Below are 21,554 nucleotides of genomic sequence, written 5' to 3' on the forward strand. Positions count from 1 at the left end.
CATATTATAGAGGCAATGCAATATAGATTACTTTCAAGGAATGTATGAAACCTTATTTTTTGCCGCTGTTATTACCCTTCAGCCACACTGCGTTTGCCAACAATCAAAATAACGATGCAATAGAAACCATAACAACGACGGCATCACGTATTGAAGCGCTATCTACCCCACTGCCTTTATCAATAAGTACACTTAGTGAAGCGCAGCTAAATAGCATAGCGCCTACGCATATTGAAGAAGCCCTGCAACGTGTAGCGGGTGCTAATATTCAACGCGGAAATGGCCAAGAGTATTTACCCGCGCTTCGCTCACAAGTGCTTTCGGGCGCAGGCGCTTGTGGTGGCATATTGACTTTAGAAGATGGCATACCACTGAGAGCCGCCGGGTTTTGTAATATAAACGAGCTATTTGAAGCCCACAGCGAAATGGCGCAGCGCATAGAAGTACTCAAAGGCCCCGGCTCTGCACTTTATGGCTCAAATGCTGTACATGGTGTTATTAATGTAATAACGCCCGATACCACGCAAGGCGGTGGCTTAGTTGGTTTAGATTACGGCTCGTATGGCTATACTCGCTACAAATTACGTGCAGGACAAGATTACGGCAACAGCGGTATAGGCATTAACGCAAGTATTACCGACGACAGCGGTTACCGCGACGACGAAAGTGTAGAGCAACAAAAAGTTAATATTCGCCATCGCTATTCAAATAATAATTTATTACTGACCTCAGGACTTACTTACACAAACCTCGATCAGCAAACGGCTGGATTTATTACAGGTTTTGAAAGTTACAAAGATGAAGATCTCGCGCAAAAAAACTTTGACCCAGATGCATTTAGAAAAGCACGCGCATTTAGAGCGTGGAGCAACGCAACATGGCAATTAAATAACGATGATGTGCTCTCTACTACGTTATATTTTCGCGACCAAAGCATGGACTTTTTTAAGCACTTTTTACCCGGCACACCGCTTGAAACAAACAGTCAAACAGGCTTTGGCGTGCAATCGCTTTATCAACATAATTTACAAAGTAATGTAAAAATAAACCTAGGGCTTGATGGCGAATACACGCAAGCCGATTTTACTCAAAGCCAAAATGAGCCCACGCAAGGTTCTGCATTTTTAGTCGCGACAGTGCCACAAGGCAAACATTACGATTACGATGTAAACGCTACGCTTTATGCCCCTTTTGCATCTGTAGATTGGCAATTAAATAAGTGGTTACTAACAGCTGGTGTGCGCTACGAGCATATGCAGTACGACTATACCAATAATATGCTAGCAGGTAGAACAAAAGACGATGGCACAGAATGCGCGTTTGGGGGCTGCCGATACAGCCGCCCAGCGAGTGCTAAAAATAGCTTTAGTAATTTATCGCCAAAGCTTGGGTTGAGTTATCAGTACAATACAAATAACACACTTTATGCGAACTTTTCTCGCGGTTACCGCGCCCCACAAGCCGCTGAGTTATACCAATTACAACGCGAGCAAACTACTGCAAATTTAAGCGCCGAAATAGCTAATAATGCAGAGCTGGGTATTAAAGGAATTTACGAAAAACTACGTTATGGTGTGTCGGTTTACGCTATGAGTAAACACAATACGATTTACCGTGATAGTGACTTTTTTACGGTAAATAATGGCAGCTCTCGCCATCGCGGTATTGAGCTTGAACTTGATTACCAGCTTACAAATACACTCTCACTCAACTTTGCAGGCACGCACGCAAAGCATACTTACACTGACAACCAAGTGCTTAACGGTCTAAATATAAACGGCAACGACATAGATACCGCGCCGCGTAATATCGCTAATCTCGATTTAACATGGCAGGCACTAAACAATGCACAATTTGCTTTGCAGTGGCATCGCGTTGGTAACTACTACACCGACCCAGAAAACTTAAATAAATACCAAGGGCATGATATTTTAAGCCTGCGCGCGCAGTGGCAAGTTACCAATAATCTTGAAGTGCTTGCTCGCATTATTAATTTAACCAATAAGGCTTATGCAGAGCGCGCCGACTACACCAGTTTTACCGGCGACAGATACTTCCCTGGCAAACCTCGTAACGCGATGCTTTCGGCAACTTATACGTGGTAATGCTTATTTAAGGGCTAAGCTAATTTAACTGATTTAAGTCGCTCATGTATTTCATGGGCGACTTTTTCATTACCTTTTTAAACATAGTAATAAATGCACTCACCGACTCATACCCTAGTAACTCCGACACCTGCTGCACACTTTGCTTATCTGAAAGCGCTTTTAAGCCTGTAATTATATGCAATTGCGTACGCCACTTTCCAAATGTCATGCCGGTTTCTTTTTTAATTAACCGCGCTAATGTGCGCTCAGTTAATGCAAACTGCTTAGCCCATTGTGGTAATGTTTTTCGATTGTTTGGCATGTTTATAAGCTGATCGCTCATGGTTTGAATTACCTCGTTTTTAGATAATACAAAATCAAGTGGCTGTACAGGCATGTCGATAAGTTGATCAAATAACACCTGCGCCAAACGTGCTGTTTTACTATTTAAAGCATAGTGCTGATTATGCCCAGCCAACTCGCACATTAGCTCTTTAACCAGTGGCGTAATGGCTAATGTACACGTATTTAGCGGCATACCGTTTTTACTACTATCAACAAATAAATGACAGAGCTTTGCGTTATCAGACGCCCTATTACTATGCACTTTTTGTGCGGGGATCCAAATTGCACTGTGCGTAGGCACCATCCACATTTTTGCCGACACTTCGCAGGTTACATAACCATGCAGGGCTAAAATTAATTGCCCTTTAGGATGGGTATGCAGTGGTATTTCGTGACTTGCATGGGCGTGCTCTATTTTGGCTATTATGGGCTGCGCCATAGTTTCAAAATTTTTAATGTCGTCCCAGCCAATTGCATCAAACATAGTTTTGTCTGTTTTTAGTTATTTAATGTCATTATCTCTAAATTATAGTTTTTGCTAAGCATTTATACTAGCGCCCATTAAGTATTAGCTTTAATGGTCTTCCCTTTTGTTAAATAACATACCTAAATCACGCTTTGCTGGCATATTGCTAGTACTTGGCATATTGCTTATTGCCGCCAATTTACGTGCAACATTTACAGGTATTGCACCTGTGCTTGAACAAATTATTAATCACTTTGGGTTAAGTGCTTCGCAAGCTGGATTTTTAACAACACTGCCACTCATTGCCTTTGCGGTTGTATCGCCAATGGCCGCAACTCTTGCTAAAAAGCAAGGATTAGAGCGCACCTTGTTTGTGGCTTTGTTATTTATACTTGCAGGGGTTGCAGCGCGGGTAATAAATACCTCAGCCATGCTGTTTGTGGGTACCGCTATTATTGGTGTAGGTATTGCTATAGCAAACGTATTATTACCGAGTTTAATTAAGCGCGACTTTCCTGCAAAGGTCGCGTTAATGACCTCAGCCTACGTGCTTACTATGGGCGTGGTATCGGGTGGATTTTCTACTTTAGTATTCCCGCTGAGCCAGCTAAACGGATTAGGGTGGCAACTTGCGCTGGGTTCATCAGCCATTATCACTCTGGCGAGTATTATTGTGTGGATATCGCAATTAAGTAAACATACTAAACCCGCGAAAATTGCTCAGCACGCTAACACTTCAAAAAGTGTATGGCGTTATTTACTTGCATGGCAAATTACCCTGCTATTGGGTTTAAACTCATTTTTAAATTATATAATTATTACGTGGTTACCAAGCATATTAACCGAAACAGGTCACTCAGCTACCCAAGCGGGTGCTTATCATGGTGCTTTTCAAATAGCGACTGCATTACCGGGTTTAATATTAATTCCGTTACTTGCTAAATTAAAAGATCAAAGCGCGCTTAGCTTTATTTTAGCCATGTTGAGTGCGCTTAGCGCGTTGGGGCTACTCTATATGCCTAACTTTGCCTTTGTTTGGACCCTAATGCTAGGTTTTTGCTCTGGCGCGTGTTTTATATTGGGGTTGTCGTTTATTAGTTTACGAACTGACGATTCGCAACAAGCAGCGTCGCTTTCTGGTATGTCGCAAAGTGTAGGTTATTTACTTGCCGCTATTGGGCCTATGCTAGCTGGTGCATTACACACAACTACGGGAAGTTGGAGTGCGCCATTATGGCTGTGCGCTATTGCCGGAGTACTGTGTGCTTTATGTGGTTTAGGCAGTGGTAAAAACACCACTTTAGCTAAATCAGCTAACGAGTTGCTGTAACCACGAAAACAGGCCAGACGAAGGTTTGTTACTCGTGTGTTTTTGCTCATAGCGTTTATTAGTTGCTTCGCGCTGTTCACGGCGCTCTTGTGCTAAATTAGCTTTTGCGGCAAAACGTAGGCGTTGCTCTTGAGTTAGCTCATCATTAAAACTAATGGCTGTTTTTTTAACTGCCCGGCTGCTTTTAGGTGAACTACACATAATATTTCCTCTGTTGTGTAACTATTCAAATAGACAGCCTTTTAGCAAATAAAATTTCAGAAAACTTAACTTTTAATTTAAAGTGAGCCTATACATTCAACTTCTACTAAAGAATCAAGCGCTAACGCCTTTACAGCAAAAGCACTACGTGCAGGATACGGCGCACTAAGATACTGGGTGTAAATGGCATTGAATGCTTTAAAGTCGTTTATGTCGGTAAGCATAACGGTGCATTTAACTATATTGCTCATACTGTAGTTATGTTGCTCTAAAGTGCGTTTAATATTTTCAAGTGTTTGTTTAGTTTCACCTTCAAAACCGCCTTTAGCCAACTTACCTGTTACAGGGTTAATCCCTATTTGCCCCGACATATAAAGCGTATTACCAGCTTTTACTATTTGCGAAAATGGTAAGTTAGGATTAGCTTTGCCTGTATTTAAAAAGTCGACATTACTGGGTTTTGCCTGCGCAAAACCAGTAAGTAGTACGCTTGCTAATAAGGCTGTTTTCATCAGTGAGTTCATCATCTGGCTTACCTTATTTTTGTGGTGTGGTTTCAAAAGCAGGAACTTCGTGTAAATTATTTAACCATGTAAGCGTTGATTGTGACCAAATTTGTGCAGACGGTTTAAACTCATCGCGCTGATCAACCGCACCAATACGCAACCCATAAACACGACCTTCTTTTTCTGCATTTGTAGCATAAAGTGTTGTACCACATGTGCCACAAAAGCCCTGCGCACGCTTGTTACCACTTTGGGCTGTTTTAACAAACTCTTTTGGCTCACCTTGGGTAAACACAACCGAGTTTGGCTCTGCAATTATAACTGCTCTAAATGGGCCGCTCGACATACGTTGGCAATCGCTACAATGGCAAACAAGTGCGTTGTTATTTTGAGACTTTGCTTGGTATTTAATTTCACCACAGTAACAGCTTCCAGTAATTTCCATTATTTAAATCCTTAATGCTTATGAAGATTGAATCGAGATATAAGACCGGCAATATCGATTCATTATTTTTAAAATATAAAAAAACTGCTCGCTGGTTCATTTTTATATTCGGTTAGATTTTTAATTTTTTAGAGTGATTTTTTAAAAGTTGAGCAAGTGCTACAAACATGATCCGATGTTTTAAATAAAACAGCAATACCACGTTAAGCTAATAGCGTAACGTGGTGTGTTTAAGCTATTTTTATACCAATTCGCTTAATTAAGTTGTCTATTTTGAGGTAAGAAAACCGTGTCGATAACAAGGCAAAAATTTCGTTATTTAGTTGTTCTATATGAGATATTTTTAACGAAGTTAACGTGCGGTTTAATCCCTCAAATTGATTATGTATTATTGCGAGTTGGTATTAATGTGCGTTTAAATAATCAACAGCTAACAGGCTAAGCGCCTTAGTGCCTACTTTAAACGACGATTCGTCGGCATAAAAATAAGGTGAGTGATTACTAGCCACTGTATTTAAATCTTGCTCACTTGGTGTGCCGCCTAAAAATACAAATACACTCGGCACTTCTAATGCGTAAAACGAAAAGTCTTCTGCGCCGGTTATTTTTCCCATTTCCACTACGTTTCCATTACCTGCTGCTTTTTTAAGGCTAGGTAACATTTGCGCAGTAAGCTCAGGGTTATTAATCGTTACCGGATAACCTTCGTGAATGTGTACCTCTGCAGTTGCACCTGACGATTTAGCAATGTGCGTGGCTGTGGTTTTTATTTTTTCAAATATTTGTGCACGATTATCCATATCAAAGTTACGAATTGTGCCTACCATTTCAACTTCTTCAGGAATAATATTATTACGTACCCCACCCGCTATCTTACCAAACGAGACAATAGCAGGCTCTTTGGTAATGTTGATTTGGCGACTAACAATATGATTTACGCCTGTTACTATTTGCGCTGCTGCGGCAATGGGGTCAACCCCAGTCCACGGTGCAGAGCCGTGTGCCTGCTTGCCATGTACTGTTATTTCAAATCGGTCTGCACTGGCCATTGCAGGGCCACTTCTATAACCAATTTTACCGCTGTGCAAACTAGAGGTTATGTGTAATCCAAAAGCAGCCTCTGGTTTGTATTGTTTAAATATGCCTTCTTTAAGCATTAACTCAGCGCCACCCTCTTCCCCCTCTGGTGCGCCTTCTTCTGCAGGTTGAAACACAAACATGATGTTGCCATGCAATTCATCTTTCATATTTGCTAATACTTCGGCTGCGCCCATTAACATAGCCACGTGCGTGTCGTGCCCACAAGCATGCATTATGCCTACATCTACACCACGGTAATTAGTGGTTTTAGTTGATTTAAAATCAACATCGGCTTTTTCAGTAACTGGAAGCGCGTCCATATCTGCACGTAGCATTACTGTTGGACCTGGCTTTGCACCTTTTAATAAACCCACAACGCCTGTAAAAGCAATCCCCGTTTGTACTTCCATACCCAGCGACTTTAAGTGCTTAGCTACAATACCTGCGGTGCGGGTTTCGCGATTTCCAAGCTCAGGGTTTTGATGAAAATCACGTCGCCAATCAATAACCTGTTGCTCTACCTTTTTCACTTGCTGATCAATGTTTGCATTGGCATTAAGCGCACTAAGGGCAGCAAAGCCCAGCGCTATTGAAATTAGTGATTTTTTCATCCTGTTTGTCCTTATTATATTTATTGGTTTTATAATATTGATGAGCACGAGCCCTTATATACTATTGAGAACATAATTAGTTCGCTCTATAACCACTATTACTGAAGGCTCCACGATAATCAATACCGTTTAAGCTAGATGCCCAACTATGGGGGGCCACTTCACTTCTAACTGGCTTTTATCAGTTTTTAGTTTGAATATTTAACGGTAATTAAGCCTACCACTGTTGTTTTGATTGATTTAAAAATAGCATTGAATAGTCAACCAACGCACGTAAAGTAGGTTTTAGTAAGCGCAATGGTAAGTAGGGAGAGTAAACGATTGATGGACTTGGTACATAATTGCTATTCAAATTATAAAATAAGAATAGCAACGTAAAACCTCCCCTAATGTTGGCGGGAGTTATTTAAATACATTTGCATCTTTAATGCTATCAAAATCGTTAAAGCGCACGTTGTGCTGTTGCATTACTTTAAGTATTTTTTCACTTAGCATTTGGCGTAAATAAAACGGCTGATTTGGCACAAAGTGATGGATAGTATGCGTTTTACCAAAGTTAAAACAAAACAAATGAAACGGCATAAATAAACGACTCGTTAGCACATGGGTTTGCTCGAGCACATTATTAACACCACCATAATAATGCATGCTTGAGGTAACAAAATTAAGTGAACTTGAGCGAATAATATTAGGCACAATAAGCACTACCATTAAAAATTCAAACACCTTCATTGAACTTAGTATCCAACTAGGTGAATTTAGCGAAAGTGGTATAAATAAATCAACGGTATGAAATAAAATAACGCTATATAAAATAGTGAAGTGCGCAGTCGCTATCGGAAACCCCGCATTAAAAACACTCGAAAAACTAAAGCCATTAATTTCTTTTCTAAAACGTTTAGTAGAAATAACTAACCCTAATAGCCCATCGACAATAACTAGCGCACGTAAAAATGGGTTTTTAATACCATTACCCACCAAACGTTCCTCTAGGTCTTGTTGTGTGCCTGAGCTTTTATGGTGGTGTAAATGCATTTTACGTCGGTACCATGGGCTAATAGTATTTGGCCGCATTAACCATACAGTTAGCATCATAAAGTTATGCATGAACGGCTGATTACTAAAGTATTGTTTATGTATAAGGTCGTGCTCTAATTCATGGGAAATAGACGCCGCAATAGCCGCAAGTACTATACATACCCAAGCAGGTATGATGGCTAAATAATATAAAACACCAACACCAATTAATGCGCTAAGCGATAGCAATAAAATAATTAACCCTAAGGTATTTTGATGTGCAAGTAATGGGTGCTTTTGACGAAGTGATACTTCTTCTGTCTTAATTGCTTTAACAATCGCTTGAATGTTCTGCTTGGCACTTAATTGAGTCATATGTAATGTCTTAAAAACCTTGTTGTACAAATAATACCTGAATTAAACGCAACATCGGAATAAAGCAGGAATAATTATTGTAATACGATTAACTATTACCAATAGTTCAATTGCTTACGTATTCAATCGCATAACAAGTTTAATAGCACTCATAACCTAAAACATTCGCTTTTTGTATCAGCCAAAAAGACTTAAAAAAATTCCCTGTTGAGTATCTTTACTATAAACGATTAATTATCAACCAGTTGTTTATGCAAATAAAAGAAAAGGCTTGCCGCCCCCTCTTTTGTTTGTATAATGCGGATACAGAATAAGAGGTATATAAGTATCCTTTTTATTTTAAGTGGTTTTTCTTTATTTTTTATATTTAAAAGATTAAAGAAAAATTATGCCAGCGTGATGAAATTGGTAGACATGGGGGATTCAAAATCCCCTTCCGAAAGGAGTGCCGGTTCGAGTCCGGCCGCTGGTACCACTTTTTAAACCTCAGCTAATTATTGGCTGAGGTTTTTTTATGTCTAAAATTTAACTAGTAATTTATACCAATTCACTTAATTAAATGAGCTATTCTGAGGTGAAAAACGGTTTCGATAACAAGATGAAACCTAGCTCAGCTGAAGCAAAAGCTATAGGCCTTCCATTAAAGCTCTCGGCATATCTTAGGGAGGTACATAAATCTGATTAGCATGCTAATTATGCATCTTGCTCTTGATTTGTTATATCCCCAATTCGATTATTTAACTCTTCGTCACTAACATCTTCTTTGTGTGTACCAATGATCCATATATGACCAAATGGGTCTTGTAGCGTGCCTGTCCTATCACCATAAAACTGGTCATGTACGGGTCTTATTAGTGTTGCACCAAGCTCAATTGCTTTTTTAAATACGGTATCAACATCTTCAACATAAAGCATAAGGCTTAGCGCTGTACCACCGAGTTCTTTTGGACTTTTTAAATACTCTTCAGAACCAATATCTGAAAGCATAATATGCGAATCACCAATTATTATTTCTGCATGGGCTATTCCACCATCAGGTAAAGGCATTTGCATTACGTGTTCTGCACTAAATGCATCACAATAAAAATCTATCGCTTTTTGTGCGTCATTCATAATTAAATAAGGTGTAACTGAATGAAACCCTTTTGGTATTGCTGAGACTGCCATAATATTCTCCTTTACTTACACGGTGATTTTTAATATTTAATTAACTAAATATGCGTTTAATTGCCCCTAAATTTAAGCTTAGCTCATACAAAAAATTGCGTTACTTTTCGAGGTTTAAACGCTTATGCCAAGCAGCAATACTTTCATCAGGGTACTCTTCAAATTGCTTGTCACCTTCATTAATGGGCGCATTTACCCAATTTGCTTTACTACCAAGCATTAAATGAGTGCGCTCTGGCGGTATGGGTAACTCATTATCTATTGCACCTGCAAAGGGGTGAACTTGCTCAGGCCAACGTGCATCGTATAACCACAAGTTAGCGCTACAATGCTTACAAAAATGACGCTCTGCTGGGCTGATTTTATCGCCTATTTTTGCATGATAAATAGTTATGTGTTCACGCCCTGTGACTTCAAGCGTGCTGTATTGCGCGTTCAAGTTAATAACAAAACCGCCGCTCCCTGCGGTTTTACGACAAATAGAGCAGTAACATAAATTGTAAGGATAAGGGTGTTTTGAGTTGACTGTAAATACCACTTTACCAAAGTGACAAGCGCCATTAAGCTTCATAATATATCCAATTTTATTGTTGGCTTGAACTAATACCTTAGCTAGGTGAGCTTAAAAAAACCACAACACTTACATGCTGTGGTTTTATTTATCACTAACCCATATCGACTAGCGCTTCCAATATCTTAAATTACGCAATGTATTTATAAATTTATCGGCTGAATGTGCCTCTAAATCTATCCAACCATTATCTGCTTTTCCATCAAGTCCTGCCGCTTTAAATAAAGGCTTAGCCTCATTTGTAAAGCCTATAAATTTCATGTGTGCATATGCATCACTTACAAAGTCTTTGGCTTCTGCAATGGCAGCTAGTTTTTTAGCTCCCTCTTCGGTGGTTAGTACAAGTACCGCATCATATAAAACCGATGGACCACCATTAATAACCTGATCTGCTTTAAAGTGCTTACCTTTACTGCATTTAGCACCGCCGACTTGTGGGGCAATAATTTCAAAGTTTGCGCCTTCACTTTCAAGTGCATTAGTAACCGATTCAAAAATTTCTGCATCAAACCCGTCACTCACTAAAATACCTAACTTACGCCCTTTGAATGTATTTGGCGCATTTTTTAAAATACTTAACGCATCAGACACAGGTAAGTCTTTACGTGTTGGCATAGCAGATTCAGCTGGGTCTGGCATTTCTTGCAAGCCAAGTCCTTCGGCCACTTTATTTGCGAGGGTTTCGTCAATATTTAACAAGTGCGATACCAACCGTTCTCGTATTGGTAAATGCTCAACTTTAGAAAGCTCAAACACGTACGCAGATTGAATATGCGCCTGCTCTACCTCTGTTTGACTTAAATAAAATTGACGAGCTTGACTGTAGTGATCGCTGAATGTTTCTGAGCGATAACGCAGTTTATCACCGCCGCTTACTTCAGGCTCGCTTGAGCTTTTAAAGCCATGTGCAGGGCATTCGCGCGGGTTATTTTCACCGCCACTCCACGAGTTTGGCTCGTAATTTACACGCCCTTTTGGATTGTGCATTGCCATGTGGCCATCTTGCTGAAAATGACGCATTGGGCATTTAGGAGCATTGACCGGAATGTGCGTAAAGTTAGGCCCACCTAAACGCTTAGTTTGAGTATCTAAGTATGAAAAGTTACGACCTTGCAGTAACGGGTCGGGCGTAAAGTCGAGCCCTGGTACAATATTTTGAGTACAAAAGGCAACTTGTTCTGTTTCTGCAAAAAAGTTGTCTACAACACGGTCAAGCACCATCCGGCCAACAATTTGAACTGGCACTTGTTCCTCTGGTATAAGCTTAGTGGCATCAAAAATATCAAATTCAAATTCATCAGCAAATTGCTGATCAAACACTTGCACACCTAACTCCCATTCAGGGAAGTCGCCATTGCCAATAGATTCCCACATGTCTCTGCGATGAAAATCAGGATCGGCGCCGTTAAGCTTAAGTGCTTCGTTCCATACTACCGATTGCATACCGCCTTTTGGCTTCCAATGAAATTTAACAAATTTTTCATCGCCTTTGGCATTAATAAATTTAAAGGTATGAACACCAAAGCCTTCCATAAAGCGCAACGAGCGCGGAATAGCTCTATCAGACATTGCCCACATAACCATGTGCATTGACTCAGGTGACAAGCTCACAAAATCCCAAAAGTTATCATGTGCTGTTTGCGCCTGCGGAAAACCACGATCAGGCTCGGCTTTAGCGCTATGAATTAAATCAGGAAACTTCATTGCATCCTGAATAAAAAATACCGGTATATTATTACCCACTAAATCCCAGTTTCCCTCTTGGGTATAAAACTTAACCGCAAAACCGCGTACATCACGTGCTAAATCTGGCGATCCTTTATTACCTGCAACCGTAGAGAAGCGAGTAAACACTGGCGTTTTTTCACCTTTTCGCTGAAAAATATCCGCACAGGTTAAATCTTCAAGTGTGTCGTAAGTTTCAAAATATCCGTGTGCACCATAACCTCTAGCGTGCACTACTCGCTCAGGAATGCGTTCGTGATCAAAATGAAAGATCTTCTCGCGCATTATATGATCTTCTAATAATCCTGGGCCACGCTTACCTGCACGTAATGAGTTTTGATCGTCGCTTACAGGGCAGCCCTGCGCGGTGGTCATGGTAGGGTATTCGTCCGACGCCTTTTGATGCAATTCGCCGCCATGCCCTTTATTACCTGAGTATTTAAATGATTCAGCCATGTTTAGTCCTTCATACAGTTTGATTTAATGGGTCAATAGTTTTTATGAGCTTTAAAGCTAAAAGCGACTATGCAAATGCAAAATAAAGACCAGCCATCCAACCTAGTAAGAAAGGGCTGTACAGATAACAATGTAGTATTTGAGGTGGTTTATAAAAGAAAAAGTTACACAGGTATGTAACTTTTTCAGACAAAGAAAGAGCACTTAAAAGTGCTCTTAGATTTAAATCATTTTAAATTTAGTTAATCTTTGCTTTCGTTAACTAAAATAACTTTACGATGTGGGAAAGGTATTTCGATGTTGTTTTCATCTAGTGCTTTTTTAATTAACTCTGGCACTGTGTAAAGAATATCGAAGTAATGCTCGCCCTTACAAAAAGGTCTTACTAAAAAGTCTACTGAGCTGTTGTTAAGTGTTTCTACTTCAACAAAAGGAGCTGGGTCTTTTAGTATGTGTGGATGCGCTTCAAGTACGGCATCTATAACTTTACGTACAGCCGTTGTATCTTCACCGTAAGCAACACCAAAATGCATATCCACACCACGAATTGGATGATGTGAATGGTTTATAATTTGCGCGCCCCAAATTTGACTATTTGGAATAATAACCTGTTGGTTATCGAACGTTTGTAAAATAGTAGTAAACATATCGACCTCAGTTACTTTACCAAAGCGCCCTGCTGCCTCAATAAAGTCATTCACTTTATAAGGTCTAAATATTAGCAACATAACGCCTGCTGCAAGGTTCGACATTGCACCTTGTAACGCCAAGCCTATAGCAAGTCCCGCGGCACCGAGTAAAGCAATAATAGAAGCTGTTTGTACACCAAAGCGATTTAACACAGCAATAATAACGAACGCTAATATGATGTATCGAGCCATGCTGCCTAAAAAGCGAAAAAGCGTGTCATCAAGGTGAGTGTATTTGTGGCATAAGCCAATAATTAAATTGCGTACTTTGCCTGCCAACCACAAGCCCGCAAGTAAAATTGCAATCGCCAGTAATATGTTGGTTGCCCACGTAATTGCAGCGGGTAAATATTGATTAATATCAATGTTGTTTATTATGTCTTCCATTGTTTTTCCTGTTTTAAAAACTTTTAACTAGCTTCAATCCATACTAAGTGCAACAGTTTAACAAAAAATTAACTAAAGTACGGCTATAGGAGTAATTTAAAACATAAAGAAAGAGCGTTACCCTCAATACATGTTATCGCTCACGTAAATCTTTCACCCATAATTTTGCTTTCAATCCTTGGTTTATAGCTTAAATAATTAAACTTCAACTAGTTCATAAATAAAGCTAATACCCGAGATAAATCTCGGTTAACTCTCTTAATTTTCTAATTATTACTGGCACTCATCTATAAATTTACCGATAATCTCACCTAAGCGCGCATATATTGGCGAGACAACACAATTGGATGAAATTAAAAACAAAGGATTATTATGAAAAAGTACTCAATTTTACTTACAGCGGCAGCACTTACTATACTTGCTGGTTGTTCAACATCTGTTGCAGTAAGAGACTTTGAACAAAACCTTATTCCGCAAACATCAACAATTACCAACAGTGAAGCTGACGTAGAAAAAGGTATTCTAAAAGCATGTATTCAGCTTGGTTGGAAGTGTACGCCTATGAGTGAAGGTAAAATAAAAGGTGTACTGGATATTCGCACACACCAATTAACAATCGATATTGCGTATGACAAAACGGCATACTCAATCAACTATAAAGACTCAATTAACTTAAACTACAACGGCAAAAAAATTCACCGTCAGTATGTTAATTGGGTAACAAACCTTATACGCCATATAGACGCTGAAATGATTTAGCAGCGCGTTAACCTGCTTTAAACATTATAAAAAGCACTAAATATGAATAATAAAAATGGAGAAGCTACCTATAGCTTCTCCATTTTTTAGTTGAATTTTAAACAGTAATAATTACGTCAAAAATATTACTAACTTTCAACTAGCTAAAAGGCAAAAAAGCACCAAACCTAACACTATTAGTAAAAGTACTCTCCCGTATTTTCACTCTTTAATGAATGAGTAATTTTTTACTTATCCCCCCTTCGTAAAAACATATTTTATATCTTGCTATAACGCAGTTTCGCTCATATAGTCAGCAAATTATCACACCTTTATTTTGAACATCTTTGTTTATGAAATCTTCTGCTCCTGCTAGTGATTTTGGTACCTTATTAGGTTATGCACCTGGTAATGTTGCTGTTTATTCATCTGATTATGATACGGCTGACGAAAGTATTTATCCTAATCGTAGCGCCTTTCGTAGTTACCTTGATGGCATTTACATGGGCTATAAATGGCAATGCGTTGAGTTTGCACGTCGATGGATGTATCTCAACCATAGTTATATTTTTGATGATATTGCTATGGCTTACGATATTTTTGAGCTGCGTTCTGTGCGCGATGTAAATAGTCAAAACAGACTGCCACTAAACGCGTTTAAAAACGGTGCTAAACATCATCCTCAGGTAGGTAGCTTACTTATTTGGGAAGAAGGCGGCGAGTTTGAAGAAACAGGCCATGTTGCTGTCGTTGTTGAAGTATATGAAGATAAAATACGCCTTGCTGAGCAAAATGTAGGACACCAAATATGGCCAAAAGGTCAAAGCTGGTGTCGTGAACTAAAAGCAAAAGTAACTAAAGATGGCGACTATTGGATTGAGTGCTCTTACAGCGACGCCACTATTTTAGGCTGGATGACACAAACTGATGAAACAGAATATGCTGAGCCAACGTCAGAGCTAAACACCGACTTATTTATTATAGAAGCCCATAAAGCAGTAGATACAGGCCAAGCAAACAAGTCATGGTTAAATATTGCGAATGACGATGAAGCTGCCTACGTAGAAATGATGCAAGGCCATAAACTTACATCAGTAGCTGAGGATCAACATAATTACTTTGCGATATCTCAAACGGCGCAGCAAAGCATTGAGCATGCTACAAATGAGCTACATGGCTTATTTATGCATGCAACCGACTATGTACTGCAGCACCCTGAGTTATTAAAAAAGTTCAATTTACCCGATGTTGTGCTTAATAAAATTCGCCAATCGTGGGATAACCGCTTAAACCAATTAATTACCAGTCGGTTTGACTTTGCTCTAACCACAGCAGGTTTAAAAGTTTACGAATACAATTGCGATTCGGCATCGTGTTATATGGAAAGCGGTAAGGTTCAGGGTAAATGGGCAAAACACTTTGGTGTTAAAACAGGTGTAGATGCAGGCCAAAATTTATTTAAAGACCTAGTAAAGGCATGGCGTAAAAGTGAGGTAAAAGGTCTTGTTCATATTCTGCAAGATGATGAACCAGAAGAGCATTACCATGCATTATTTATGAAAGAAGCCATTGAAGCAGCTGGTTTTGAGTGTAAGTTAGTAATTGGCTTAAGCACACTTCGCTGGAATGAATCGGGCAACATAATAGATGCAGATGGCGCACAACTGAGTTATGTATGGAAAACATGGTCGTGGGAAACCGCACTTGATCAAATCCGTGAAGAATGCGAAGCCGATCAATCATTAGGTGATAACTTTGAACCACAATTCAAAATTGGTGAAACGCCACGCTTAGTTGATGTATTACTGCGTAAAAATGTCATGGTGTTTGAACCGCTGTGGACATTAATTCCTAGTAACAAAGCTATTTTGCCAATACTGTGGAGCTTATTCCCTAATCATAAATATTTACTTAATACCGCGTTTGATCTTAACGACGAGTTATTACAAACCGGGTATGTAGTTAAACCAATAGTAGGACGCTGTGGCGCTAATATTCAACTTTTTGATGAACAGCAGCAAGTTATAGAAAAAACAACTGGGCACTTTGCAGAGCAAGACCAAATATATCAACAGTTATTTGCACTGCCTAAAGTTGATGATTACTTTGTACAAATATGTAGTTTTACAGCTGCCGGAAAATACTCTGGTGGTGGCGTACGCGTTGATAAAAGCATGATCATAAACGGCCATAGCGATTGTATGGCACTGCGTATTAAATAAATAATACTAAGCCCGCAATTTTGCTGCGGGCTTAAGTTTGTGTAATCCCCTTCCCTCTTTTAAGTTTTATAGCTATCTCAAGCGAGTTACTCCTGATAGAGTAAATTTATCAAACACCACAAATTAAGGTATTTCATGGCGAATCAATTTAATGTGCTTGGCACACGTTTAAAACTATGTTGCGGTAATGGTGGTTACACACGTGAAGGGTTTTGTTATGTACCAGAATCAGATCTTGGGAATCACAGTGTATGTGCAATTATGACTGACGATTTTTTACAATTTTCAAAATCGCAAGGTAACGACTTAATAAGCCCAAACCCTCTTTACGATTTTGAAGGTTTAAAAGCCGGTGATAAATGGTGCTTATGTGCAGCAAGGTGGCTGCATGCAATTTCGGCTAATGTCGCGCCGCCAGTGGTACTTGAAGCCACAAATAAAAAAGCGCTAGAAATAGTACCGTTCGATGTTTTAAAAGCGCATGAGTATATAGCCAAAATTTAAATTCACTTAAGCGTTATTAAAATAAAGTCTGCAGATTTTACAAATGTATGCAGGCTTTTCAAAAATCAAATGCTCCCTTCATCACCTAAAACCTCAATAAAAAACATAACACCATGTTTTTAAGGTTATTTTTAAAAAACTCACTTACGGCATAGCAGTTGCTTCATTAAGTTTAAGTCACGCTCATAACGCAACATTTTATATGAGCAACACATTACTTAAGTAGGAGAAATTATGAGTAACAATAACGAATCAAACAAAACAACTAAATTTACCGCGCCAGGTATGAGTGACGAATCAGCTCAAAAAACAATAGCAAAGCTCGATAACCGCATGGTTGCATTGATAGACTTACAGCTTACTTTAAAGCACATTCACTGGAACGTAGTGGGACCAAACTTTATTGGCGTACACGAAATGATAGACCCACAGGTAGACATTGTCCGCGAAATGACAGATACCATTGCAGAGCGAATTGCGACTCTTGGTGGAGTACCTGTCGGTACGCCTAAATCTATTGTAGATCGTCGTACATGGAACGAATACTCAGTAGGTAAAGGGTTAGTAACCGAGCATTTAGCCGCACTTGATAAAGTATACAACGGCGTTAATGCCGATCATCGCAAAGCAATTGAGACTCTTTCTGAGCTAGATCCAGTGTCTGAAGATATGATCACCAGCCAATTAGCTGACCTAGAGCAATTTCAGTGGTTTATTAGAGCCCATTTAGAATCATCTACAGGCGAGCTAAAAAGCTAATATATTAAATCTAAGAAAGCCCAGCATTAATATGCTGGGCTTTTTTTTGCGTAAAAATCACTCTATTTATTATCATATATAGATATGTATCAGTAAGCTCTAATACAAAATTAATATAAAAACAATAGAAAATTGGTATTACCAAAAAAAATAACCAATAGAAAATTGAATGATTTTATACTCCTCACTATTTCGTAAATTTATAAGCCATACCCAACCTTCAATGAACATATTATCATTTTAACATCACTTAAAAAACAAACTAAATACGTATAAAAGTACGACATAAAATTTAAAAACAGTACTAAAAAATGTATTTAATAGTACAAATAATATAAAAAACGCCTTTGGTAAACATACTTCAATAAAATTCACTCAAAATATAAAAAATAAAAATACAGCATAAGCCATTAAATTTATTAAATATAAGCAAAATAAAAGAACACTTTGTAATACACCTTGTGAATTTTTGGTAAACAAAGGTTGTAATAAAAGCTGAATTGGACTAATTTCAACCATACCACCTGTATGACACACTACAGGGAAACAGTAGTTAAATTGGTTAACCAAACCAAGTGACAACACACACAATGACGTAAGTCGTACCCAAACGGGAGAGATACATGAAACTCAATCAAATTACTTCAACATTAATTAATAAACATAAAAGAAGTAGCTCTACAACAATCAGTGCAGCAGCCCTTTTATTAATGGCTTCTTCTACTATTGCAGCGCAAGAGGCTCCGACAGCTTCAGAAACAGCAGCTGCAGATATTGAAGTTATTGAAGTAAAAGGCATGCTAGGTAGTATGAAAGCCGCCGCTATGCTTAAGCGTACTGACGGACGTATTGTAGATGCGATTGTTGCTGAAGACATTGGTAAGTTACCTGATAATAATATTGCAGAAGCACTGCAACGTATTACTGGTGTATCTATTAATACCGATTTTGGTGTGGGTGACAGTGTTTCGATTCGTGGCTTACCTCAAAACCGTGTTGAATTAAATGGTCGCTCTACTATTGGTGACTCTCGTGACGGTATTAGCTTACAAGATTACCCATCAAGTTTCTTAAAAACAGTAGAAGTAGTTAAGTCTCCTACTGCCGATATGATTGAAGGTGCATTAGGCGGAACAGTTAGTCTAAAAACGGTTCGCCCATTAGAGCTAGATAAACTAACTGGTGCTGTTTCATTAGATGGTGAGTACGCTGATAAAACAGAAAAAGTAGCGCCTATTTTTAGCGGTTCACTTGGTAACAATTGGGATTTTGATGAAATGGGTACCTTTGGTGCCATTGCTATGTTTTCGTTTCAAGACCGCGAAATTCGTCAAGATGAAACGTCTAGCCGTGTTAAACCTCAAGACATCGAAATTAATGGCCAAGAAGGTAATACATCAAGTGGCAACGCTATCGTACGAGACGAGCACAGTGTTGAACAATACGTAGAACAACGTAAACGTACTGCTGTAAATTTATCACTTCAGTGGGCACCGCAATCTGGTAATGGCATGGTGTATCTAGATTTAAGTGGCACTAAACGCTCTGGTGAGCAAAGTGGTAACTCTATATTAGGTGTTGCAGGTTCACTATCAACAGATGCAAATACAACTCAAGATGCTAACGGCGTAAATAATTACACGTTAACCAACGAATTTGGTATTCCTAAAACATACAGTGACTTTCGTGAAACCGACTCATTTTCAAATGCACTTGGTGCAGAGTGGAACCTTACTGACAGTATAAAAATCTCTGGTGAAATTGCGGTAGCATCATCAGAAAGTGTAAGACCAGATTCTGAATTTACACTTCGCCCAATCGAAAAATCAACATTTGAAGCAAGCGGCGGTGTTGATTTAGTAAACCATTTATATGATGGTGCATTTTCTCAAAACGGTAATAAATTACCAAGCATCATTCATTCAGATCCAAATGCATTTACTGACCCACAAAACTTAGCACTACGTACGTTTAAAAGTGAAGATAGAAGAACAGATAATGACGAAACAGCTATTCGTTTTGATGTTGAAATGTTTGAGCCACTCAGCAGCTTGAGCTGGGTGTCTAAAGTAAAAGCAGGTGTACGTGTTACTAACCGTGATTACGAATACGAGCAATACAAAGTAGAAATTAAAGACATTTACAAAAATGCATTTAACGACTCAGATGGTTCATTAGCTACTTTATGGGTTGATGACTACAACGCCGCTTTTTCAAATAGCTTCACAACAGTTAGCCACGACAACTCATTTGACCAATTAGGTCATTCAGGGCAAAACGACCTACTAACGTTTTTAAGCTACAACGGTTTATCTAACCCAGCAAATACTTATGCTCAACTTCAGCAGTTACTTGCAGGCACAAACCTAGCGTCAACAGGCAGTCTTTCAGATAATCAAGAGTTCCAAGAAAGCGCATACCGTAACGTAGTTGAAGATACAGCTGCTGTGTACGTATCAGCGTACTTAGACTTTGATAACATTACTGCAATTGTGGGTGGTCGTTATGTGACTACAGATTTAGAATCAAGCGTGTTCCTTAACGGCGAAAAAGTAACTGGCGACAATGACTATAGCGACTTTTTACCAAGCTTAAACGTAACGTATAACTACTCAGACGAAACATTATTCCGCTTTGCTGCTGCAAAAGTTATGCGACGCGCTGACTTTAGCGAGCTAAGTCCTGCGTTTGACGTTAATAACGACATTACAGGTGCAACGCAAGGCTCTATTGATTTAGAACCATACCGCGCAACGCAATACGACTTATCTGTAGAGCATTACTTTGATGAAGGTAACGTACTATCTTTCGCAGTATTTTATAAAGATGTTGAGTCTTTCTTAAGTAACGAAAGTAGCTGTCAAGCTGCATCAAGCACTTCAACAGGTCAAAACGTAACTCAGTGGAACCAAGTATGTCAGCTTGACGTTGCAGGTGTATCACAAGACAACCTAGTTTACTCAGATGCAACAGACTTCCCAGTAGATGCAGATGGCTTTAACCATGTTGCAGGCTTGCGTGATGCAGGACTAACGGGTATCGATACAGTTAAAAATGTAAATGGCGAAAACGGCTCAGTACAAGGCTTTGAAGTTGGTTACCAACAGTTCTTCACAAGCTTACCTGGTGCATTTTCTGGCTTAGGTATTAATGCAAACTACACGTATGCAGACAGCGAACAACCAAACGGAAACCCGTTATTAGATATTTCTAAAAATACGTACAACTTACAAGTATTTTGGGAATACGAAGGGTTCTCTACTCGTATCGCTTATAACTACCGTGACAGTTTCTTAGATACTGAAAACGAGAAACGTGTAGAAAATATTAACTCAGACGGCAGTATTTCAGCAGAAGGCACTGTTTACGGTAATAACTATCGTGACGACAGAGGCCAGTTAGATTTCTCTGCAAGCTGGGATATTAACGAAAACATTACGCTAGTAGGTAATGCGACTAACTTAACGGGTGAGCCTTCTATCTACCTATCTGAACTAGGTGGTGCTTGGAAGTACACTGAAGCGGATCGCCGTTACAGCTTTGGTATTCGCGCTAAATTTTAATTTTCCCTAGAAACTAAAGCCTGCTTTTATGCAGGCTTTTTTACGTCTATAAAAAAATGACACTTTTGTTAAAACACAACACAATTTTTATAACTGAATATTTATTTAAAGCAATAAAATTATCATTGAATAATACTCCAAACTAAAATTTAGCTACCGTGTAAACAATATCAACCTCCTGAACATCACCTTTAGCGCACAACATAAACACCATAAAAATTCCACCAAAACCAAGTAACCTTGCGACTTGGTTATAAAGTGTCTAGTATTCCAAATGCCGTACTCATAATTGGTACGAAAAAGGATTAAC

Annotated in this window: 17 protein-coding genes and 1 tRNA gene; 8 read left to right on the forward strand and 10 right to left on the reverse strand. The window is 39.0% G+C overall.

Annotation, left to right across the window (positions count from 1 at the left end):
* The first annotated feature begins 44 nt into the window (after nt 1-44).
* Nucleotides 45-2,105, forward strand: coding sequence for a TonB-dependent receptor (locus BW142_RS01430; RefSeq protein ID WP_076923649.1), 2,061 nt, complete (start codon nt 45-47; stop codon nt 2,103-2,105).
* A gap of 19 nt (nt 2,106-2,124) precedes the next feature.
* Here BW142_RS01430 and BW142_RS01435 read toward each other — a convergent pair whose 3' ends face one another.
* Nucleotides 2,125-2,916, reverse strand: coding sequence for a helix-turn-helix transcriptional regulator (locus tag BW142_RS01435; protein WP_076923650.1), 792 nt, complete (start codon nt 2,914-2,916; stop codon nt 2,125-2,127).
* A gap of 106 nt (nt 2,917-3,022) precedes the next feature.
* Here BW142_RS01435 and BW142_RS01440 point away from each other — a divergent pair, with 106 nt between their 5' ends.
* Nucleotides 3,023-4,228, forward strand: coding sequence for an MFS transporter (locus tag BW142_RS01440; protein ID WP_076923651.1), 1,206 nt, complete (start codon nt 3,023-3,025; stop codon nt 4,226-4,228).
* Here the strand turns inward: BW142_RS01440 and BW142_RS01445 are convergent.
* The 5 genes from BW142_RS01445 to BW142_RS01465 all read right to left on the reverse strand — a co-directional run bounded on the left by BW142_RS01445 (nt 4,208) and on the right by BW142_RS01465 (nt 8,463).
* The gene (locus tag BW142_RS01445) at nt 4,208-4,429 is read right to left on the reverse strand and encodes a hypothetical protein (RefSeq protein ID WP_076923652.1); all 222 of its coding nucleotides are present in this window, start codon (nt 4,427-4,429) and stop codon (nt 4,208-4,210) included. The genes BW142_RS01440 and BW142_RS01445 overlap by 21 nt on opposite strands.
* Nucleotides 4,430-4,506: 77 nt before the next feature.
* On the reverse strand, nt 4,507-4,956 hold the full coding sequence (locus BW142_RS01450) for a Rid family detoxifying hydrolase (protein ID WP_253188788.1): 450 nt from the start codon (nt 4,954-4,956) through the stop codon (nt 4,507-4,509).
* Between the two features lie 10 nt (nt 4,957-4,966).
* Complete coding sequence (locus BW142_RS01455) at nt 4,967-5,380, reverse strand: GFA family protein (protein WP_024598859.1); 414 nt, start codon at nt 5,378-5,380, stop codon at nt 4,967-4,969.
* 404 nt (nt 5,381-5,784) lie between these two features.
* Nucleotides 5,785-7,071: an amidohydrolase gene (locus BW142_RS01460; RefSeq protein ID WP_076923653.1), complete on the reverse strand. Its 1,287-nt coding sequence runs from the start codon at nt 7,069-7,071 to the stop codon at nt 5,785-5,787.
* Between the two features lie 402 nt (nt 7,072-7,473).
* On the reverse strand, nt 7,474-8,463 hold the full coding sequence (locus BW142_RS01465; protein WP_076923654.1) for a fatty acid desaturase: 990 nt from the start codon (nt 8,461-8,463) through the stop codon (nt 7,474-7,476).
* Between the two features lie 390 nt (nt 8,464-8,853).
* Here BW142_RS01465 and BW142_RS01470 point away from each other — a divergent pair.
* Nucleotides 8,854-8,938, forward strand: a tRNA-Leu gene (locus BW142_RS01470).
* 218 nt (nt 8,939-9,156) lie between these two features.
* Here the strand turns inward: BW142_RS01470 and BW142_RS01475 are convergent.
* The 4 genes from BW142_RS01475 to BW142_RS01490 all read right to left on the reverse strand — a co-directional run bounded on the left by BW142_RS01475 (nt 9,157) and on the right by BW142_RS01490 (nt 13,458).
* Nucleotides 9,157-9,630, reverse strand: coding sequence for a VOC family protein (locus BW142_RS01475; protein WP_024598852.1), 474 nt, complete (start codon nt 9,628-9,630; stop codon nt 9,157-9,159).
* Between the two features lie 100 nt (nt 9,631-9,730).
* Nucleotides 9,731-10,201: a GFA family protein gene (locus BW142_RS01480; protein ID WP_076923655.1), complete on the reverse strand. Its 471-nt coding sequence runs from the start codon at nt 10,199-10,201 to the stop codon at nt 9,731-9,733.
* Nucleotides 10,202-10,309: 108 nt separating this feature from the next.
* Nucleotides 10,310-12,382, reverse strand: coding sequence for a catalase (locus BW142_RS01485; protein ID WP_076923656.1), 2,073 nt, complete (start codon nt 12,380-12,382; stop codon nt 10,310-10,312).
* A gap of 242 nt (nt 12,383-12,624) precedes the next feature.
* Entirely contained in the window at nt 12,625-13,458 is an 834-nt protein-coding gene (locus BW142_RS01490; RefSeq protein WP_076923657.1) for a mechanosensitive ion channel domain-containing protein, read from the reverse strand.
* Nucleotides 13,459-13,830: 372 nt separating this feature from the next.
* Here BW142_RS01490 and BW142_RS01495 point away from each other — a divergent pair, with 372 nt between their 5' ends.
* From BW142_RS01495 to BW142_RS01515, 5 genes are all read left to right on the forward strand, one after another.
* Complete coding sequence (locus BW142_RS01495; protein WP_076923658.1) at nt 13,831-14,217, forward strand: hypothetical protein; 387 nt, start codon at nt 13,831-13,833, stop codon at nt 14,215-14,217.
* A 332-nt stretch (nt 14,218-14,549) separates the two neighbouring features.
* Entirely contained in the window at nt 14,550-16,418 is a 1,869-nt protein-coding gene (gene gss / locus BW142_RS01500; RefSeq protein WP_076923659.1) for a bifunctional glutathionylspermidine amidase/synthase, read from the forward strand.
* Between the two features lie 135 nt (nt 16,419-16,553).
* The gene (locus tag BW142_RS01505; RefSeq protein ID WP_076923660.1) at nt 16,554-16,922 is read left to right on the forward strand and encodes a DUF2237 domain-containing protein; all 369 of its coding nucleotides are present in this window, start codon (nt 16,554-16,556) and stop codon (nt 16,920-16,922) included.
* A gap of 234 nt (nt 16,923-17,156) precedes the next feature.
* A complete protein-coding gene (gene dps, locus BW142_RS01510; protein ID WP_076923661.1) occupies nt 17,157-17,681 on the forward strand; it encodes a DNA starvation/stationary phase protection protein Dps in 525 nt (174 codons plus the stop codon).
* A gap of 623 nt (nt 17,682-18,304) precedes the next feature.
* Nucleotides 18,305-21,244: a TonB-dependent receptor gene (locus tag BW142_RS01515; RefSeq protein WP_076923662.1), complete on the forward strand. Its 2,940-nt coding sequence runs from the start codon at nt 18,305-18,307 to the stop codon at nt 21,242-21,244.
* Nucleotides 21,245-21,554 lie beyond the last annotated feature (310 nt).

The sequence above is a fragment of the Pseudoalteromonas sp. EB27 genome (assembly GCF_001974875.1).
Lineage (GTDB): Bacteria > Pseudomonadota > Gammaproteobacteria > Enterobacterales > Alteromonadaceae > Pseudoalteromonas.

Coding starts and splice junctions, on each gene's coding strand:
- BW142_RS01475 (WP_024598852.1), bottom strand. CDS start 9,630: ATGGCAGTCTCAGCAATACCAAAAGGGTTTCATTCAGTTACACCTTAT.
- BW142_RS01455 (WP_024598859.1), bottom strand. CDS start 5,380: ATGGAAATTACTGGAAGCTGTTACTGTGGTGAAATTAAATACCAAGCA.
- BW142_RS01430 (WP_076923649.1), top strand. CDS start 45: ATGAAACCTTATTTTTTGCCGCTGTTATTACCCTTCAGCCACACTGCG.
- BW142_RS01450 (WP_253188788.1), bottom strand. CDS start 4,956: ATGATGAACTCACTGATGAAAACAGCCTTATTAGCAAGCGTACTACTT.
- BW142_RS01480 (WP_076923655.1), bottom strand. CDS start 10,201: ATGAAGCTTAATGGCGCTTGTCACTTTGGTAAAGTGGTATTTACAGTC.
- BW142_RS01495 (WP_076923658.1), top strand. CDS start 13,831: ATGAAAAAGTACTCAATTTTACTTACAGCGGCAGCACTTACTATACTT.
- BW142_RS01515 (WP_076923662.1), top strand. CDS start 18,305: ATGAAACTCAATCAAATTACTTCAACATTAATTAATAAACATAAAAGA.
- BW142_RS01435 (WP_076923650.1), bottom strand. CDS start 2,916: ATGTTTGATGCAATTGGCTGGGACGACATTAAAAATTTTGAAACTATG.
- gss (WP_076923659.1), top strand. CDS start 14,550: ATGAAATCTTCTGCTCCTGCTAGTGATTTTGGTACCTTATTAGGTTAT.
- BW142_RS01445 (WP_076923652.1), bottom strand. CDS start 4,429: ATGTGTAGTTCACCTAAAAGCAGCCGGGCAGTTAAAAAAACAGCCATT.
- BW142_RS01485 (WP_076923656.1), bottom strand. CDS start 12,382: ATGGCTGAATCATTTAAATACTCAGGTAATAAAGGGCATGGCGGCGAA.
- dps (WP_076923661.1), top strand. CDS start 17,157: ATGAGTAACAATAACGAATCAAACAAAACAACTAAATTTACCGCGCCA.
- BW142_RS01505 (WP_076923660.1), top strand. CDS start 16,554: ATGGCGAATCAATTTAATGTGCTTGGCACACGTTTAAAACTATGTTGC.
- BW142_RS01465 (WP_076923654.1), bottom strand. CDS start 8,463: ATGACTCAATTAAGTGCCAAGCAGAACATTCAAGCGATTGTTAAAGCA.
- BW142_RS01460 (WP_076923653.1), bottom strand. CDS start 7,071: ATGAAAAAATCACTAATTTCAATAGCGCTGGGCTTTGCTGCCCTTAGT.
- BW142_RS01490 (WP_076923657.1), bottom strand. CDS start 13,458: ATGGAAGACATAATAAACAACATTGATATTAATCAATATTTACCCGCT.